General features: G+C 68.2%; 17 protein-coding genes. 5 read left to right on the top strand and 12 right to left on the bottom strand.

Annotated features, from left to right (window positions below; all coding sequences use genetic code 11):
* The first annotated feature begins 183 nt into the window (after positions 1-183).
* A complete protein-coding gene (locus IQ458_RS06465; RefSeq protein WP_203322262.1) occupies positions 184-1,344 on the top strand; it encodes a lactonase family protein in 1,161 nt (386 codons plus the stop codon).
* A 30-nt stretch (positions 1,345-1,374) separates the two neighbouring features.
* On the opposite strand, the gene IQ458_RS06460 is transcribed toward IQ458_RS06465, so the two are convergent.
* From IQ458_RS06460 to oleC, 6 genes are all read right to left on the bottom strand, one after another.
* Positions 1,375-2,127 carry an N-acetylmuramoyl-L-alanine amidase gene (locus IQ458_RS06460; RefSeq protein ID WP_203322261.1) on the bottom strand — a complete coding sequence of 251 codons (753 nt, stop codon included), beginning with the start codon at positions 2,125-2,127 and terminating at the stop codon, positions 1,375-1,377.
* Between the two features lie 120 nt (positions 2,128-2,247).
* Positions 2,248-3,906: a ubiquinone biosynthesis regulatory protein kinase UbiB gene (gene ubiB / locus IQ458_RS06455; RefSeq protein ID WP_183640331.1), complete on the bottom strand. Its 1,659-nt coding sequence runs from the start codon at positions 3,904-3,906 to the stop codon at positions 2,248-2,250.
* A complete protein-coding gene (locus IQ458_RS06450) occupies positions 3,903-4,541 on the bottom strand; it encodes a ubiquinone biosynthesis accessory factor UbiJ (RefSeq protein WP_203322260.1) in 639 nt (212 codons plus the stop codon). Before IQ458_RS06450 ends, ubiB begins: the two co-directional genes overlap by 4 nt.
* A 51-nt stretch (positions 4,542-4,592) precedes the next feature.
* Positions 4,593-4,751 carry a DUF1328 domain-containing protein gene (locus IQ458_RS06445; protein WP_141454537.1) on the bottom strand — a complete coding sequence of 53 codons (159 nt, stop codon included), beginning with the start codon at positions 4,749-4,751 and terminating at the stop codon, positions 4,593-4,595.
* 61 nt (positions 4,752-4,812) lie between these two features.
* Complete coding sequence (gene oleD / locus IQ458_RS06440; protein WP_203322259.1) at positions 4,813-5,826, bottom strand: 2-alkyl-3-oxoalkanoate reductase; 1,014 nt, start codon at positions 5,824-5,826, stop codon at positions 4,813-4,815.
* Positions 5,823-7,469: an olefin beta-lactone synthetase gene (gene oleC / locus IQ458_RS06435; protein ID WP_203322258.1), complete on the bottom strand. Its 1,647-nt coding sequence runs from the start codon at positions 7,467-7,469 to the stop codon at positions 5,823-5,825. Before oleC ends, oleD begins: the two co-directional genes overlap by 4 nt.
* Before the next feature lie 100 nt (positions 7,470-7,569).
* Here oleC and IQ458_RS06430 point away from each other — a divergent pair, with 100 nt between their 5' ends.
* Positions 7,570-8,001: a YkgJ family cysteine cluster protein gene (locus IQ458_RS06430; RefSeq protein ID WP_183640309.1), complete on the top strand. Its 432-nt coding sequence runs from the start codon at positions 7,570-7,572 to the stop codon at positions 7,999-8,001.
* Between the two features lie 26 nt (positions 8,002-8,027).
* Here IQ458_RS06430 and IQ458_RS06425 read toward each other — a convergent pair whose 3' ends face one another.
* From IQ458_RS06425 to IQ458_RS06410, 4 genes are all read right to left on the bottom strand, one after another.
* Positions 8,028-8,921, bottom strand: a complete 894-nt coding sequence (locus IQ458_RS06425; RefSeq protein WP_183640305.1) for an alpha/beta fold hydrolase — start codon at positions 8,919-8,921, stop codon at positions 8,028-8,030.
* A 66-nt stretch (positions 8,922-8,987) separates the two neighbouring features.
* Positions 8,988-10,004 (bottom strand): 3-oxoacyl-ACP synthase III, encoded by a 1,017-nt coding sequence (locus IQ458_RS06420; RefSeq protein WP_183640303.1) that lies wholly within the window; start codon positions 10,002-10,004, stop codon positions 8,988-8,990.
* Positions 10,005-10,315: 311 nt separating this feature from the next.
* Positions 10,316-10,630 carry a DUF4156 domain-containing protein gene (locus IQ458_RS06415; protein ID WP_183640300.1) on the bottom strand — a complete coding sequence of 105 codons (315 nt, stop codon included), beginning with the start codon at positions 10,628-10,630 and terminating at the stop codon, positions 10,316-10,318.
* Between the two features lie 143 nt (positions 10,631-10,773).
* Positions 10,774-13,653 carry a M16 family metallopeptidase gene (locus tag IQ458_RS06410; RefSeq protein WP_203322257.1) on the bottom strand — a complete coding sequence of 960 codons (2,880 nt, stop codon included), beginning with the start codon at positions 13,651-13,653 and terminating at the stop codon, positions 10,774-10,776.
* Between the two features lie 114 nt (positions 13,654-13,767).
* On the opposite strand from IQ458_RS06410, the gene IQ458_RS06405 reads away from it, so the two are divergent.
* The 3 genes from IQ458_RS06405 to trmL all read left to right on the top strand — a co-directional run bounded on the left by IQ458_RS06405 (position 13,768) and on the right by trmL (position 16,091).
* The gene (locus tag IQ458_RS06405) at positions 13,768-14,472 is read left to right on the top strand and encodes an SDR family oxidoreductase (RefSeq protein WP_192198143.1); all 705 of its coding nucleotides are present in this window, start codon (positions 13,768-13,770) and stop codon (positions 14,470-14,472) included.
* Between the two features lie 420 nt (positions 14,473-14,892).
* Complete coding sequence (locus tag IQ458_RS06400; protein WP_203322256.1) at positions 14,893-15,285, top strand: hypothetical protein; 393 nt, start codon at positions 14,893-14,895, stop codon at positions 15,283-15,285.
* Between the two features lie 329 nt (positions 15,286-15,614).
* Positions 15,615-16,091: a tRNA (uridine(34)/cytosine(34)/5-carboxymethylaminomethyluridine(34)-2'-O)-methyltransferase TrmL gene (trmL, locus tag IQ458_RS06395; RefSeq protein WP_192198144.1), complete on the top strand. Its 477-nt coding sequence runs from the start codon at positions 15,615-15,617 to the stop codon at positions 16,089-16,091.
* 9 nt (positions 16,092-16,100) lie between these two features.
* Here trmL and IQ458_RS06390 read toward each other — a convergent pair whose 3' ends face one another.
* Both IQ458_RS06390 and IQ458_RS06385 read right to left on the bottom strand, forming a co-directional pair.
* Complete coding sequence (locus tag IQ458_RS06390; RefSeq protein ID WP_203322255.1) at positions 16,101-17,381, bottom strand: NAD(P)/FAD-dependent oxidoreductase; 1,281 nt, start codon at positions 17,379-17,381, stop codon at positions 16,101-16,103.
* Complete coding sequence (locus IQ458_RS06385) at positions 17,378-18,088, bottom strand: M15 family metallopeptidase (protein WP_203322308.1); 711 nt, start codon at positions 18,086-18,088, stop codon at positions 17,378-17,380. Before IQ458_RS06385 ends, IQ458_RS06390 begins: the two co-directional genes overlap by 4 nt.
* Between the last annotated feature and the right edge of the window lie 2 nt (positions 18,089-18,090).

The following is an 18,090-nucleotide window of genomic DNA, read 5'->3' as shown; positions in this document are numbered from 1 at the left end:
ATTCCTCCGGGTGGGGGCTGCACTGCGTCGCGGCGCATCCTGCGCCGGCGGCATTAAAAGAGCTTTAAGTCACCCGCTTCCGGTCGGCGCCGGCATGCCGGCGTTCATGAAGTCGGCCGGCTGAACACGCGGCTGGCGCGAATGCGCTTAGGATTCCGGCCTCCCCTCTTCCGGAGCGCCTCCATGCCTGGTCGTGTCGCATCTGCCGGAGGGTGCCTCCTGGCCTGCCTGTTCGCAGTCGCGCCCGCGCATGCCCAGGTGCTCGGCATCGCCCTGGACGGCAAGGCGCGGATGAACAACGGCGAGGTGGAAATACTCGGGACACCCGCACCGGATCGCGCGGCGTTCTACGACACCACCAACGGACAACTGCGCCTGCTCGGCGAAGTCGAGGTGCCGATCAGTTTCCAGGGACCGCCCTCCAGCATCGCGATCAGTGCGGACGGACGCGAGGCGCTGGTCACCGCCTTCACCCGCGCCGATCCCGAACGCGCCGGCGCCTTCACCGCCAATCCCGCGATGGCGGTGATCGATCTGGCCTCGACACCGATGCGTGTGTCGCAGACGCTGACCCTGGTGGCGGCCCCTTCGTCGGTGAGCCTGCATCCGGATGGCCGCCATGCCTGGGTGCCGCATACCGGCGCCGACAGCGTCAGCGTGCTGGAGAAACGCGCCGGCATCTGGGAAGTCGTCGAGGTGGTGCGCTTCGAAGCGGGCAGCGCGCCAATCGCGACGGCGTTCAGCGCCGATGGCGCGCATGCGCTGGTGAGCCTGCCAGGCAGCCAGCGGATCGCCTGGCTCGCGGCGGATCAGGGCCGACCGGTCCTCCCCGCCCGCCACGAAATGAGCGCCGGCGTCGGCCCCACCGCGCTGTCGTTCTGTGGCGACACCGGACTGGCGGTGGTCGCGAATTACGGCAAGGTGACCGGCGATGTCGACACGATCAGCTTGATCGACACGCGCGGCGCGTTGCCGCGGGTCATCGACACCGCCTCCGTCGGCATGTCACCGGAAGGCGTGGCCTGCGCGCCCGATGGCCGCCATGCGGCCGCGGCCCTGCAGAACATGAGCACGCTCCCGCGCTCGCATCCGCTGTATTCGTCGGACAGCCGGCTGGTGGTGCTGGCCATCGAGTCGGGACGGCTGCGACGCGTGGCGGAAACCGGATTCGGCGGCTGGGCGCAGGGCGTCGGATTCCTTGATGATGCACGCACGGTGTTCGCGCAGAGCATGATCGATCGCCGCGTGCATGTGTTCCGGCTGGACGGTGAGACGCTGGTCGCGCAGCCGGGATTGACGTTCACGTCCGGCTCGCCGGCCGCCTATGGCCTGTCCGGCCGCTAGCGCGGATCTTCCGCGCGGGCGGCGACCCGCTTACTCGCCCGTGGACTGTCGCACCAGCGACGCCAGGATGCGCAGATCCTCATCGTCCAGCACGTCGGTCTCGGTGCCGCGGAAGCGCCGATGGAAGGCGCGCACGGTGGCGGCGCGATCGGTCAGCGGATAGCCGATCAGGCGCAGCGCGTTCCAGGGATCGAATCCCGCCGGCGCCGGTGGCGCGTCGGCGGCCGGCCAGATGCCGAAGCCGGCTTCGGCCAGCCGCTTCCACGGGAAGCGCGTGCCCGGATCCTGCTTGCGGGTGGGCGCGAAATCGGCATGCGCGACGATCTGCGTGCGCGGGATGTACAGCCGCTCGCACAGATCCTCCAGCAGCACGATCAGGCTGTCGATCTGCCCGGCGGGAAACTCGGATCGCCCGTCGTTGTCCAGCTCGATGCCGATGGACACGTTGTTGACGTCGGTGATCGTGCCCCAGCGTCCGCCACCCGCGTGCCAGGCGCGCAGTTCATCGGCGACCAACTGGTAGCGCTCGCCGTCGCGGCCGATCAGGTAGTGCGCGCTCACCGGCCCGCCGGAATTCTCCGTCCGCAGGGTCTCCAGGCTCTCGGCCACCGAGTTCTGCTCGGTGGCGTGGATGACGATCAGGATCGGTCTGCGCGCTTCATGGTTCGGCGAGGACGCCCAGCGCGCGAGCGGATTGTGTTCCGGTTTCGGTACGTGCGTGCAGGCGCTGAGCGCCAGGACCGTCATCGCCAGCAATACTTTCAGGAATACCGGTTTCCGCATCGGGTCATCACTCGCTGATTGCCAAGATCGTCATGGAGCAGTTGTAGGAGCGACGTGAGTCGCGAAAGCGCGGCGGGCATCCGGTCGCGACTTACGTCGCTCCTACAGGGCGGTTTCCGGTCACCGGCGCGGCCAGGCCGCCAGCAGCGCCCACAGGCCGCCGATGCCGGCGATCCAGGCCGAGGCCGGCACCGAGAAGATGCGCGGGCCGCCGGCTTCCAGTCCGTACAGCACCGCCGCCACCAGCAGCAGGCCCACGCCCAGGATCGCGGCGACGATCCGGCGCTGCATGCCGCGCAGCGTTGTCGCCAGATCGGCCAGATCGCGCGAGCGCATCGACAGCTCGTGTCTGCCCTCGACCTGCTGGGTCAGCCAGGCGTGCACCAGCCGCGGCATGTCCGGCGCGTGGGTCATGATTTCCGGCAGACGTTTGCGGAATTCCTGCACCGCGCGCTGCGGGCTGTAGCGCTCCAGCAGGATCTTCTCCAGCACCGGCCGCGCCACCGCCCAGATATCCAGGCGCGGATCCAGCTGGCGGCCGACGCCCTCGATGTTGAGCAGGGTCTTCTGCAACAGGATCAACTGCGGTTGCAGGGTCAGCTCGTATTTCTGCGCGGTGCGGAACAGCTTGAGCAGCACCTCGGCCAGCGAGATTTCCGACAGCGGCCGGGTGAAGTAGGGCTCGCACACCGCGCGCGCGGCCGCTTCCAGTTCGTCGATGCGCACGGTCGCCGGCATCCAGCCGGCCTCGACATGCAGCTCGGCGATGCGCCGGTAATCCTTGTTGAAGATGGCCATGAAGTTCTCGGCCAGGTAGTACTGGTCCTCCGGCGAGAGCTGCCCGGTGATGCCGAAATCCAGGGCGATGAAGCGCGGATTGGCGCGGCGCGCCGGATCGCTGTCGACCCAGATGTTGCCGGCATGCGCATCGGCGTGGAAGAAGTTGTCGCGGAACACCTGGGTGTAGAACACCCGCACGCCCTTGGCCGCCAGCGCGCGTCGATCCACGCCGGCCGCGTCGAGCGCGGCCACGTCGTCGGACGGGATGCCGTGCACGCGCTCCATGGTCAGCACGCGCTCGCTGGTGTGCGTCCAGATGATTTCCGGTACGTACAGATCGTCGGAATCCTTCCAGAAACGCCGCATCACGCTGGCGTTGGCGCCCTCGCGCTGCAGATCCAGTTCGGCGGCCAGGGTGGATTCGATTTCCGCGACGATCTCGCGCGGGCGGATCTTGTCGGCGCTCGGGTGGGCGCGCTCGACCAGCGCGGCGACCGACTTGAGCAGGGAGATGTCGGCGGCGATCTGCCTCTCGATGTCCGGACGCAGCACCTTGACCACGACTTCGCGGCCATCCGGCAGGGTCGCCGCATGCACTTGGGCAATCGAGGCCGACGCCAGCGGCGAGGTATCGAAGTGGGCGAAGGCCTCGCCGATCGGCCGGCCCAGCACCTGTTCGACGATGGCGCGCGCGGCGTCCCCGTCGAAGGGCTTGACCCGATCCTGCAGCAGCGACAGTTCCTCGGCCACGTCCGGCGGCACCAGGTCGCGGCGGGTGGACAGGATCTGGCCGAACTTGACGAAGATCGGTCCCAGTTCCTGCAGCGCCAGCCGCAGGCGCGCGCCGCGCGGCTGCGCGGCGATCTCGGCGGAGGCGCGCGGCACGAACGGGCGCGCCAGTTTCAGCCAGCGCTCGGCGGGCGTGTCGTCGAGCAGATCATCGAGTCGGTAGCGCAGCAGCACCCGTCCAATCTTGCTGGCGCGCAGCACCGGCCTCATGCGGCGCCTCCGCGCCGGGCCGCCAGCCGCTGCACACGCGCGGCCAGCCGTTCGACGTCGTCGCGCAGCGCGTCGACATCATCGTGGAAGGCATTCAGTTCCGCGCGCGCGACGACATCGCGCGATTCCTCGGTGAGGTACTCGGCGGTGTTCTCGGCGAATCCGCGCGCGGCGGTGCGCGCCTGGCGCAGTCCGGTGCGAAGGGCGTTGGCGATCTGCACGCCCAGGATGTCGCCGAATACGGCCGTGAAAGGTTGCTGCCAGTCCGGGTCGAAACGCTCGGCCAGCGTCTGCAGGCGGCGCGCCAGATCGGCATCGCCGGAAATGCGCATGCGCCCCACCGGTGCGGCGTTGTCGCGGCGCAGGAACGGCAGCTGCGACAGGACGCCACCGAGGGTGGCGCGCACGGCCAGGTCGGGTTCGTGGACCTCATGGACCGGGCCGACCTGCAGTTCGCCGCCGCCGACCCGGATTTCCATCGCCACCGCGGACTCCAGCGCCAGCGCCACGCGCCGGCCCTCCAGTGGCGCCAGGCCGGCGCGCGTATCGGGATCCAGGGCCAGCGCGCGATTGAGCGCGGCTTCCAGCGCGCGGCCGGCGAAGGGCTTGAGCAGGTCGAAGGGCGAGGCGGACATGCCGCCATTCTACCCATACGCCCGCGCCGGGCCGCGCGCGGGACCGGCGTGCTACACGCTGCGGCCGCGGAACAGGGAGATGATGGCCAGGATCAGGAAGACGACGAACAGGATCCAGGCGATATTGCTGGCGGCGCCGGCGATACCGCTGAAACCCAGCACCGCCGCGATCAGGGCGATAACGAAGAAGATGACGGCATAGCGCAGCATGGGATCTCCTGAAACACGGGCGCGCTCCATTCGGCGCACGTCCATGCTGGAGTCCGCGGAGTCACGGAGAAGTGATGGCGGCGTTGTCGCGGAGTGATGACTTCAGCCGGGTGATGCCTTCGTTAAAGGACACCCCCGGCACATAGCCGAAGTCCTCGCGCGCGGGCGTCATGTCGTACCAGTGGGTGGTGCTGAGCTGCTCGGCCAGGAAACGGGTCATCGGTGGTTCGCCCTTCAGCGGCAGCACCGTCCACAGCGCTTCGCAGACCGCGCCGATGCGGTAGGCGGCCTTGAACGACAGGTGCCTGTCCACGCCCGGCGCGCCCGCCGCGGCGAGCAGGGTGTTGAGCAGTTCACCCATCGGCTTGGGTTCGCCATTGGAAATGAAGTAGGCCTTGCCGGCGCAGCGTGCACCCGGCGCCAGGTGTTCGAAGGCATCGAAATGCGCCTGCGCGGCGTTGTCGATGTAGGTGGTGTCCACCCGGTTGCTGCCGTCGCCGACGATGCGCAGGCGCCCGGATTTCGCGCGTTCCACCAACCGCGGCAGGATCTGCTGATCGCCCGGCCCCCAGATCAGCCGCGGGCGCAGCGCCACCGTCGCCAGCGCCGGACCGTTCGCCGCCAGCACCGCCTTCTCGGCGATCAGCTTGGTGGTGGCGTAGGGTGCCTTGAAGCCTTCGCCATACGGCACGCTGTCGGCGGTGCCGCCTTCGACCGGATGGGTGGCGCGATGGGTCACGCTGGGTGTGGAGGTGTAGACCAGCCGGCCGATGCCATGCTGGCGGCAGGCGGCCAGCACGTTCTCGGTGCCGACCACGTTGGCCTGGTGATAGAGCCGGTAGGCGCCCCAGGCACCGGCCTTGGCAGCGTTGTGGAAGATCGCGTCGACGCCGGCCGCCGCGTGCATCACCGCGTGCGCATCGGCCAGGTCGCCCTGCACCTGGCCCACCCCCAGCGTGGCCAGTGCGGGATAGTGGCCTCGGTTGAAGCTGATGACGTGGTGGCCGCGTTCGACCAGCCCCCGGCACAGGGCCTGGCCGAGGAATCCACCGCCGCCGGTGACCAGGATCTTCATGCGCGCTGCTCCAGCTGCTGGGTCGCCCAGACCGCCAGTTTCTCGCGGCCGATCTTGGCGTTGTGGCGGATGTCCACCGGGAAGCCCGGATGGCAGAGGAAGGTCTCGATGCCCGCCGTGTGCGGATGGCGCTGCGCGAGCGTGCGCAGATCGGCGGCCACGGCGTCGCGGCGCATCGCCGCGACTTCCGGCAGCAGTTCGAAACACAGCACCGGTCGCTGGCGTCCCGGTTCGCCCACGCCGACCAGCGCGGTGCGGCGCACGTCCGGGTGGGTGTTGAAAATCGGTTCGGCCTGTTCGGTGTAGCGCGGTCCCTGGGCGGTTTCCACCCGCTGGGTCTTGCGGCCGCAGAACCACAGCCGGCCCTCGCCGTCGAAATAGCCGACATCGCCCATGCGATGGACGATGCGTTCGCCGCCATCGCCCAGGCGCTCGCGGATCTTGGCATTCCGGGTGGCGGCGTCGCGGTTGAAGTAGGTGTCGGTGGCGGTCGGACCGGCGACGGTGATCTCGCCCACTTCGCCTGTGGGCAACACCCGCGCCGCGTCCCAGTCGGCGACGACGCCATCGTCGATGCCGATGATGCGCACCTGGTTGGGCGGCACCGGCCGGCCCACGCAGGTGCCGGCGCCGGCCTCGGTGGCCTCGCGCGTGGCTTCCAGCTCGCGCCCTTCGATGACCGCCACCGGCAGGCATTCGGTCGCGCCGTAGGGTGTCCAGAACTGCGCGTCGTCCGGCAGCAACGCGCGCATGCGCGCCACCGTGTCCGGCGGCACCGGCGCGCCCGCGGAGGTCACCCGGCGCACCGTCGGCAAGGGCTGGCCATGGTCGGCGAGCACCTTCATCAACGCCGGCGAACCGAACAGCTGGGTCACGCCGAACCGCGCGATCGCCGCGTGCAGTTTTTCCGGATCGGCATTGGCCGGCCGGGTCGGATCCATGTCCGGGATGATCGAGGTCAGGCCCAGCGCCGGATCGAACAGCGCGAACGGCGGGAAGGTCGGCAGGTCCACGCCGCCGGGCTGCATCGCGAAGGCCTCGCGCAGCAGTTCGATCTGGGCGACGAAATGGCGATGGCGGTACACCACGCCCTTGGGCACGCCGGTCGAGCCGCTGGTGAACAGGATGCCGGCCACGTCGTCGGGCGCGGTCGCCGCCAATTGCGGACCGGCGCCCCGCCCCGCGCGTTCCAGCCGGGCCAGGGTGGTGCCGCCCCAGCCCCAGCGCGTGCCGACGGTGACGATCCGGCGCGCGCTTCGCGCCCAGCCCAGCAGCAGGCGCGCGAGCTGGGCGAGCGGGATGCCGATGAAGGCTTCCGGCGCCGCCTCGTCCAGGCATTGCTTCAGCGCGCGCTTGTCGATGCCCGGATCCACCAGCACCGGCACCGCGCCGGCCTTGAACAGGGCGAACATCAGCAGGAAGAACTCCGGCGTGGGCCGGACCATGACCACGGTGCGGGTGCCGCGGCCGATGCCGTGGCGGCCCAGGCCGGCGGCGAGGGCATCGCTGCGGGCATCCAGTTGGGCATAGGTGAGTTCGGTGGCATAGCGGCCATCGCGGCCCGGGCAGCGCATCGCGACGCGGTCGGGCTGCTCGCGCGCCAGCCGCGGCAGTGAGGCGGCGATGTTGCAGGGTTCGGTCATCCGCCCATTGTCGCCGCTGGACGGTACTTGCGTCAGCCGAGAGAGGCCTCACAATTCCGCACCCCCTGCCCCCTCCTCGCGCACCGCCCGAGCCTTTCCCATGCATCCCTGCCTGACCTGCGGCGCCTGCTGCGCCTATTTCCGCGTCAGTTTCCACTGGAGCGAAACCGACCCGGCCCTCGGCGGCCCGGTGCCGTCCGAACTGACCGAGCCGTTCGACCCGCATCGCGTGGTCATGCGGGGCACCTGGGAGCAGAAGCCGCGCTGCGTGGCGCTGGACGCGGAAATCGGCGTGCGTTCGCGCTGCAGCATCCATCCGCAGCGACCGACCGTCTGCCGCGATGTGCCGGCGTCATGGGAATTCGGCGAAGCCAGTCCGCAGTGCGACAAGGCCCGCATCGCCTGGGGCCTGCCGGCGCTGACTGCGGCGGACTGGCGCTGGCGCGACGGCGCGGCCAACGACGACGACAGCAATCCGGACGATCACGACAACGATCCCTCGACGCCGCTGCCGCCGATACGGGCGGCCTGAGGCGGACAGCGGCGCGTAGCCGGCGCTCAGCCGGCCAGCGGGTGCCGTTCCAGGAAGTCGCGGATCAGCGGCACCAGCTCGGCCGCCTTGTCTTCCAGCACGTAATGGCCGGCGTCGTCCCAGGCGTGCGCCTCCGCCCGCGGCAGCGCCGCGCGAAAGCCGGCCAGGAAATGCTGGTCGAACACGAAATCCTTCAGGCCCCAACCCAGCAGCGCAGGCCGGTCGGCGAACTCCGGCAGGCGCCGGCCGGCTTCTTCCAGCAACGCCCAGGCCTTGTCGCCGGGACCAAGCGGAATGTCCTGCATGAAGCGGACCGTGGAAATGCGGTTGGCCCAACTGTCGTAGGGCGAGACATAGGCGCGGCGCACCTCGGCCGGCATCTTCTTCTCAACGCCCAGGTAGGACGCGCCGCCGGAGAAGGCGTTGAACGCGCGGATGATGAACGCGCCGAATTTCCAGTCGCGGCCCAGCGCGATCTGCCAGGGCATCGGCTTGGCCTTGGGCAGCGGGAAGGCCGCGGTGTTGGTGATCACCAGCCGCTTGACCTGATCCGCGTGCGAGAGGGCCCAGCCGAAACCGATCATGCCGCCCCAGTCGTGCACGGCCAGCGTCACCGGACCGGTAATGCCCAGGTGATCCAGCAGCGACGCCACATCGTCCACGCGCGATTGCAGGGTGTAGTCGTAGCGCTCGTCGGACGGCTTGTCGGACAGGCCCATGCCGATGTGGTCCGGCACGATGCAGCGGTAGCGATCGCTCAGCCCCGACACCAGATTCCGCCAGTAATAGCTCCACGACGGATTGCCGTGCAGCATCACCACCACCTCGCCATCGCGCGGGCCTTCGTCCAGGTAGCTCATGGACAGGCCGGGACGGACTTCGAAGCGCTGGGGAGTGAAGGGGTAGCCGGGAAGATTCATCGCACGGTGCCGCGGTAAACAAAAGGGCCGGCGAACCGGCCCTCGGGAAAGGTCAGTGGGCCGGTGTTACCAGACCACTTCGGCCATCGAGCAGTTCAGCCCGGAACCGATGCCCAGCAGGGCGATGCGATCGCCCTTCTTCAGCCGGCCCAGTTCCTTCAGCTTGCTCAGCACGATCGGCACGCTGGCCGGGCCGATGTTGCCGTGCTCGCCGAAGATGGTCAGCACCTTCTTCGGATCGATGCCGAACGCCTTGATGAAGGCGGCGGTGTGCACCTGGCTGACCTGGTGGATGACGAACTGATCCAGTTCGTCCACCGCCCAGCCCAGCGCCTGCTTGGCGGCGATGAAGGTCTTCTGCGCCAGCTTGATGCCTTCGATCAGCAGCATGCGGGTGTCGGTGACCATGCGGTCCAGGTTGCCGCGGCAGAGCTTGTTCCACTCGGTCGCCGAACGGGTCACGCCGCCCTTGTAGCGCGGCGCTTCCGGCACCAGCTCGGCGCGCGCCATGACCATCGCGGCGGCGCCGCAGCCCAGGGTCAGGGTAGCCAGCTCGTTGCGGAACTGTTCCTCGGTGATGTCCGGCGCGACCATCCGCTCGAGGGTCTTCTTGTAGGCCAGGTTGGCGGTCTCGCCGTCCACGACCAGGGCGTAGTCGATCTCGCCGCGCTCGAGCATGCGGGCGGCGATGTCCATGCCGTTGATGAAGGCCAGGCAGGCGTTGGCGACGTCGAAGTTCTGGCAGTTCTCGCTCAGGCCCAGATTGCCGGACACGATGCTGGCGGTGGACGGCTCCAGGTAGTCGCGGCTGACCGAGGTGTTGACCAGCAGGCCGATGCGATCGGCGGACACGCCGGCGTCGTCCAGCGCCTTCCTCGCCGCCAGCGTCGCCACGTCGGACGCCTGCTGCTCATCGTCCCACAGGCGGCGCGCGTGGATGCCGGCGATGTCGCCGAGCACGTCCGTGCGGATGCCCAGGCGCTCAAGCGTGGGCTTGAGCTGCTCGTTGATTTCCTTGGAAGTCAGCGTGTGCGGCGCATCAACGTGCGCCAGTCCCGCGATGGAGACGTTCTTGAAGAGCATCGAAAGTAGCGCCAAGGCTCAGGCCGAAGGGGGCGACAAGGTTACCGGCTTCCGGACTTCACCGCATCTTTATGCAGGTTCTGACAGAAGGCCGAACGGGCAATTTACGTGATGATTATCACATTTTCCGTACGCTGCCGTTTGGGCGGGCCCCGCCCCAGGTGGCGGCAGCCCCATTCTGACCCGCCGACGAGCACTGCAGGTGCCGGGGCGGCCCTTGCCGGAGCGGGCATCGCAATGGCCACCGGTAGGTTCATCCGGACGCCGCACAGCGCCGGCGGCACGACGAACCGTTGTTCCTTTCAGGAACTTCAGCGCCCGCAGCGATACGCCGCGAAGCGCTGTTCGCCATTGGCGGGGTCGCCCAGCGGCTGGATGGTGTCGGCCTGGATGCCCGGTGCCTCGTTGCGCGCCAGGGTTTCCAGCTCATCGCGCACGCGCAGGTTGTTGCGTTCGTAGAAGGCCACCTTGTCCTTGACCGAGACCGAGACCTCGCCCTGCTTCTGGCAGTTGGCGGGGGCGGCGCCGGCCGCGACGACCCGGATGCCCTTGGCGTTCGGCGCCAGCGGCACCCAGGTGCAGGCCGCCAGGGTGGTGACGGCGGCGAGGAGAATGAAAGTGCGCATGGATTCGCCTCTGTGCGGGAACGGCGGGCATTCTCGCCCAGCCGGGATGAATCATGGGTGGCTTCCGCCGCACGGGCGGCGGAAGCGTGCGGAACATCCTGCAACCACGCGCCCCTCCCCAGAAGGAAGGGGCGCTAAGGAGCTTACTTCCCGGCGGCCGTCACCGGCTTGCCATCGGCATCGAGCACGGTGACCTCGCCGATCTTCAGATCCCGGATCGGCTGCTGGATCTTGGCCAGATCGCCGACCACCACGTAGGTCAGCGCGTTGGGTTCCAGGGTCTTCGCCGCCGCGGTCACGTCCTTGGAGGTGATCGCCTCGTTGCGCGCCTTGTAGGTCAGGATGTAGTCGTCCGGACGGCCGTAGCGCAGGTTGCTGGTCACCTGGCCCATCACCGCGGCCGCGGTTTCATAGGCACCCGGCAGCTCCAGCGTGTTGCTGGCGCGGATCTTGGTGACTTCGGCGTCGGAGGCGGGCGCCTCGCCGGTGGCGAAACGGGTGATCTCGGCCTTCAGTTCCTTCACCGAATCCACGGTCTTGTCGCTCTGCACCGCCGCCTGCGCGAACCACGGACGCTGGCCCAGGGTGTTGGTGGCGCCGCTGTAGGAACCATAAGCCCAGTGCTTGTCCTCGCGCAGGTTCATGTTGAGGCGCGAGCTGAACTGGCCGCCGAGCACGCCGTTGGCGAAGTCGAAATCGATCGTGCCCTTGTCGCCGGTCGGCGGAATCAACTGGCCGACATAGATGTTGGACTGGATCGCGCCGGGCTGGTCGATCAGGAACACGCGCGGCGCGCCCGGCTTGGCCACGGTCGGCACCGCCGGCAGCGCCGGCGCGTTGGGCGCGGTCTTCCAGTCACCCAGGCGGGCTTCCAGCAGCGGCACGATCTGGGCCAGGGTGGTGTCGCCCACCACGATCACGCGGGCCTTGTCCGGCTGCAGCCAGTCGCGCTGGAACGCGACCAGATCATCGCGGCTCAGCGACGCGATCGATGCCTCGGTGCCGCTGCCGGTGAACGGAATCGCGTACGGATGGCCCTGGCCGTACAGCAACGGCGGCATCACCCGCAGCGCGGCGGTCTGCGGACGCGCCTTCTCCTGCTTGATGCCGGCGATCCAGGTCGCGCGCACCCGCTCGAGTTCGCTCGCGTCGAAGGTCGGACGACGCAGCACGTCGGCCAGCAGATCCAGCGATTCGGGCAGCTTGTCGCTCAGCGCCGACAGGCCGACCGAGGCGCTGTCCAGGCCGGCGCCGGTGGTCAACTCGGCGCCCAGCGCCTCCTTGCGTGCGGCGAACTGCAGCGCGCTGTAGTCGCCCGCGCCCTCGTCCAGCATCTGCATGGTGAAGCTGGCGGTGCCGAGCTTCTTGCCCACGTCCGCGGTGTAGCCGCCGGGGAACTGCACCGACAGTTGCACGACCGGCGTTTCATGGCGCTCGGCCAGCACGACTTCCATGCCGTTGGACAGCTTGGCGCGGTGCAGGGCCGGGAACTTCAGATCCGGGAACGAAGTGGTCTTGGGCACGCCCTGGCTGCGATCGACGTCGGTCTTGACCGTCTTGAACTTCGGATCCACCGCCGGGATTTCCGCCGGCCGGGTCGCCGGTGCGGCCAGCACGGTTTCCGGCAGCGAGGACAGCGGCTTGTCGCTGGGCTGCACCACCAGCGTGTGCGAACCCGCGCCCAGCCATTTGCGCGCGGCGGCCTGGATGCTGGCCGGGGTGGCCTTCATCAATTCATCGAGTTCGTCGCGGTAGCAATCCGGCTTGCCCTGGTAGACCGTGCAGGAGGCCAGCACGTCGGACTTGCCGCCGAATCCGCCGATGCGCTCGATGCCGCGCACGAAACCGGCGCGGCTGTAGGTGCGCGCCCGCTCGACTTCGGCGGCGGTCGGGCCTTCGCTGATCAGGCGCTGGATTTCCTCGTCCAGCACCTTCTCGACCTTGGCCGGATCCACGCCATCCTTGACGGTGGCGCTGACGATGAAGGTACCGGCAATCTCGCTCATCCACGGCGAGGTGCTGACCTGGTCGGCGATCTTGTCGCCATGCACCAGCCGGGCATCCAGGCGCGAGGAAGCGCTGCCGCCGAGGATCTGCGAGAACAGCTCCAGCTGGGTCGCGTCCGGCGTGCCCATTTCGGCGACCGGCCAGGCGCGATAGATGCGTACCTGCGGCACGCGGTCGGGCACCGTCTCGCGGGTGTCCTGCGCGCGCTTGGGAATGTTGGACTTCATGTCGGCCAGCGTCGCGCTGGCCGGGATGTCGCCAAAGTAGCGGGTGACCTTTTCCTTGGCGGTCTTCAGGTCGATGTCGCCGGCCAGCACCAGCACCGCGTTGTTCGGGCCGTACCAGCTGCGGAACCAGGTTTTCACGTCGTCCAGGGTGGCGGCGTCCAGATCCGCCATCGAGCCGATGGTCTGCCAGCTGTAGGGGTGACCCGGCGGATACAGGGCCTCGAAGATCTTGGTGTAGATGCGGCGACCGTAGGGCTGGTTCTCGCCCTGGCGCTTCTCGTTCTGGACCACGCCACGCTGCTCGTCCAGCGCCTTCTGGTCGATCGCGCCGAGCAGGTGGCCCATGCGGTCCGATTCCATCCACAGCGCCATGTCGAGCGCGGTGGTCGGCACGTTCTGGAAGTAGTTGGTGCGGTCCTGGTTGGTGGTGCCGTTCTGATCGGTGGCGCCGACCAGCTCGAAGGGCTCGAAGAACTCGCCCTTGTGGTTCTCGCTGCCCTGGAACATCAGGTGTTCGAACAGGTGGGCGAAGCCGGTGCGGCCGGGCTGCTCGTTCTTGCTGCCGACGTGGTACCAGACGTTGACCGCGACGATCGGCGCCTTGCGATCGGTGTGCACGATCACCCGCAGGCCGTTGGGCAGGGTGAACTCCTCGTACGGTATGACGATGTCGGTGCCGGCCGGTTTGGCCTGGGCCAGGGCGGGGACCGGCGCGTAGGCCAGGCCGCCAAGGGCGGTGCCGAGGGCGACGGCAAGCAGCGCGGCGCGCGGCCGACGGGATGCGATCATCGTGTGACTCCTTGTATACAGGTACGGGATTCCCCAAGAACCCCGGATGCTAACCCGGTCGCGGGGGCCATACACTAGGCCTCATGGCACGTGCCCCTCAAAGCGAGGTGTCTCATGGATCGTCGCCACTGCCTGGTCACCGGCGCCAATCGCGGGCTGGGGCTGGAGTTCGTTCGCCAGTTGCTGGCCCGCGGCGACCATGTCATCGCCGCCTGCCGCCATCCCGGCAAGGCGAATGCGCTCAACCTGCTGGCCGGGGAGCACCCCGGCCGCCTGCAGGTACTGCCGCTGGATCTGGCCGAGCCGCGCACGCATGCCGCACTCGCCAACGAAATCGCCCTGGTGACCGACGAGCAGCCGCTGGATCTGCTGATCAACAATGCCGGCGTCCTGCGTGGCGGCGAGCGCTTCGGCCAGGTCCATGCTTCGGATCTGGAAACCAGCTTCCGCACCAATGCCGCCGGCCCGTTCCTGCTGACCCAGACGTTGGCCCCGCAATTGGCCGACGGCGCGACCGTGGCCAACATTTCCTCGGAAGTCGGTTCCATCGCGCTGCGGCAGGAATTCCGCACGCCCAGCTACGCGATGGGCAAGGCCGCGCAGAACATGGCGACCTCGCTGCTGGCCCAGGCGCTGGCGGCGCGGGGCATCACGGTGGTCGCGCTGCACCCGGGCTGGGTCCGCACCGACATGGGCGGTGCGCAGGCCGCGCTTTCCGCGCAGGAATCGGTCGCCGGCCTGCTGCACGTGATCCATCAACTGTCGCCCGGGCAATCCGGCGGCTTCTTCGACTGGCAGGGCCAGCCGCTGCCGTGGTGAACGTGCCCTGATGAATGTGCCCGGGTGAACCTGTGCCAACGGAACCCGCCCCAGCGCAACCGTTTCCGCCTAAACGGCATCCAAACCAGCAAGTCCCGGAAATGACCGGATGACGGTGGGAAGGGCGTGTTGGAGGTCACATCCCGCCGCCAGGCACGTCCTGATAACCAGAAAACGGACGGCGCCACCCGGACACTGGCCGGACACGGACACGAAGAAAGAAAAGGATTTCCTTTTGAATCAATAATTTGCAGTTGGCACGAGTCCTGCTTTACTTCAACTGCGAACAGCAGCAACCCAAGCAATCCTGACTAAACGCTGAACAAAGGAACTCCAAATACAAGTTCCGCTTGATCGGTCTGATTAGGTGTACTACCTTACTACCACACCACCCCACAACATCACTACAGAGGCAAAACAATGAACACCAAGACCCTGCTCCCGCTGACCGCCGCCGCCGTGTTCGCGCTGTGTGCCGGTTCCATGGTCCTGTCGGCCAACAGCTACGCCGACAACAACCTCCAGGCGCAGTCCGCCACTCCGGCCGGCACCCACGTGGTCGACCTGCCGGCCGTGACCGTCAAGCCCGAAGCCGCCGACCTGGCGCACTACCTGACCTACAAGGATGCGAAGGTGGTGAACCTGCCGGCCGTGACCGTGACGCCTGATGCGCGCGACCTGGCGTACTACCTGGCCACCCAGACCGCCAGCATCGTCGACATGCCGACCATCACCGTGCGCCCGTCGGCGGAAGATCTGCAGCAGTTCGCCGTGCAGGCGGGTGTACTGGCCCAGCAGCTGGCCGCGCGCTGATTACCGGATTGATTCACGCAACCGCTTCAAGCTTCCACCTGCTTCATCGCTCCATCCTCCGGTAAAGCGCGTTCCAGCCGCTGCAGTACCCGTACTTCCGCCGCGCACCGTCCCGCGACGCGCGCGCAGGCCGCACCACCGAAGCCGTCGATTCCCGTTGAATCCGGCCACGAAGATTTCCGCGATCCCCCGGTCGCCAGGACAAGGAAGCCGCATCCCGCGACGCGGCTTCCCTCCAAAGCATGACAGGCACCCACCGGATCGCGGCAGGCTCCCTTCCGCTCGCCGCATCCATGGGAACCTTCCGGTCCGGCCCGTAGAATCCGCGCATGACCGCGCTTTCCCTCGATGTCCTGCTCTACCAGCCGGAAATTCCTCCCAACACCGGCAATGTCATCCGCCTGTGCGCCAACACCGGTGCGCGACTGCACCTGATCCGGCCGCTGGGTTTCGATCTGGACGATCGGCAGTTGCGCCGCGCCGGCCTGGATTACCACGAATACGCCAACCTGCAGGTCCACGATTCGCTCGACGCCGCATTGGCCGCGCTCGCGCCGGCGCGACTGTTCGCATTGAGCACCCGCGGCACGGTCCGGTTCGACCAGCCCCGCTATCAGCCGGGCGACGCGTTCCTGTTCGGTCCGGAGACCCGCGGACTGCCGCAGGACGTGTTGGACGCGCTACCGGCCGAACACCGCCTGCGCCTGCCGATGCGTCCGGACAACCGCAGCCTGAATCTGTCCAACACGGTCGCGGTAATGGTGTTCGAAGCCTGGCGCCAGCAGGGATTTCCGGGCGGTGCCTGATTCGGTGATTCAGTGGCGCGCGTACGATCCGAAACGCGCCAGGCGGTAGGGCGCCAGCGCAATCGCATTCACCTCGCCCGTCATCATCCGCGCCATCAATTGGCCGCTGATCGGTCCCTGGGTCAATCCCAGGTGGCCGTGTCCGGTGGCGATGAAGATGCGCTCGTCATCCACGCGGTCCAGGATGGGCAGCGAATCCGGCGTGCAGGGCCGCAGTCCGGACCAATCCGAGGCGGGTTCCCCGGCCAATGCCGGAAACAACCGACGCGCCTGCGGCGCCAGGCCGTGGATCAGGGCCGGGCGAGACGGACGCCCCGGCGCGGTCATCTCCTTGAATCCGGTGACCCGCACGCCAGAGCGCATCGGCGACACCACCATGTAGCGTTCCGCCCACAGCGTGGGGCGGCGCACGCCCCCATCCTGTCGCGGATAGGTGGCGTGGTAACCGCGCGCGGCCGCCAATGGCAGGCGCAAGCCGAACGTCTGCAGCAGCGTCCCGCTCCACGCGCCGGCAGCGACCACGACCTGATCGGCATGGAGGTCACCGCCCGAGGTACGCACGCGGTAGCCCGCGCCTTCCCGCTCGATGGCCCGTGCGCTGGCGATCAGGATGTCGGCACCGCGGGCGCTCAGCCAGTTGAACAATCGGCGACAGAACTCGCCTGGCTCGCGCACGAACAGCGAATCGCGTTGCAGGACACCATGGCGCACGAAATCGGCCAGGTCCGGTTCGAGCGCACGCAGTTGCGCGGCGTCCAGCACATCGAACGCGACACCGTGCCGCTGCATGTGGGCACGCCCGCCGGCGGCGCGCTCGAACGTCGCATCCTCGCTGTAGACATGCAGGTAACCCGTATGGCCGACCAGATCCGTCGCACCGATGGCTTCGGCCAGATCCAGCCACGCGCCACGCGCGCCCTGGTTGAGTGCCTGGGTCGCGTCGATGATCGCCGGCAGTTGTTGCGCGCGGCCCGCCCGCAGGAACCGCCATAGCCAGCCGGCGTAGTGTGGCCACGCACCCGCGTCGAGCTTGAAGGGCGCCAGCGGATCGCCCAGCCCGCGCAGCGCCGGCCCAAGCATGCCGGGCATCGATTGCGGCATCAGGTTGCCGACCGATACCGCACCGGCGTTGCCGTGGGAGGCATCGCCCGCCGGTCCGCGCGGATCGATGAGCAGGCAGGACAGGCCGCGGCGCTGCAACTGGAATGCCACCGACAGGCCAACGATGCCGCACCCGATCACCGCGACGTCGATGACGCGCGGCGGGGGCCGCCAGGAATCGGAACTCATTGCACCGGTATGTCGTAGGCGGTGGTGGGCGTGGGTTCCGGCTGGAAGGTGTAGTGCCACCATTCCAGCGGGTAATTGCGGAAACCGCGCCGCTCCATTGCCGCACGCAGGCGCTGGCGATTGGCTTTCTGCTCACCATCGATGCGCGGGTCGTCGGTGTTGGCCAGGGTATCGAAGCGATCGAATCCGGTCCCCATGTCCAGCAACTCGCAGCGCGCGCGCTCGCATCTTTCCAGGCCCAGATCCACCGTGGCGCCGCGGCTGTGGCCGGAACTCTCGGCGATGTAGCCATCCAGCAGCTTCGACTTGTCCAGGTTCGGATAGAAGCGCGCCTTGGTGCGCTGATCCGCCGGATCCCGCGCCCAGCGCACGAAATCTTTCACCGCGCGCACCGGCCTGTAGCAATCGAACAGGCGCAGGCGATAGCCGTCGGCGGCCAGATCCGTCGCCACCTGTTGCAGCGCTTCGGCCGCCGGCCGCAGCAGATAGCACTTCGGCGCCTGGTAACCGTCCACGGTCCTGCCAACGAAGTTGTCGTCACCTGCATAGCGGATTTCCAGGGTCGCTAGCGGGATCCGCTCGCCCACGTCGACCAGATCGACCTGGTCGAAGCGCGTCGCCGTCGACACCGTCACCTCGCCGGCCCGGGCGGAAGCCAGGCCCGAGATCACCAACAGGCCCACACACAACGACTTGCCGAGACGCATCA

This window comes from Pseudoxanthomonas beigongshangi (assembly GCF_016820515.1).
In the GTDB taxonomy this organism is placed as follows: domain Bacteria; phylum Pseudomonadota; class Gammaproteobacteria; order Xanthomonadales; family Xanthomonadaceae; genus Pseudoxanthomonas_A; species Pseudoxanthomonas_A beigongshangi.
This window is presented reverse-complemented; position numbering and strand designations above follow the sequence as displayed.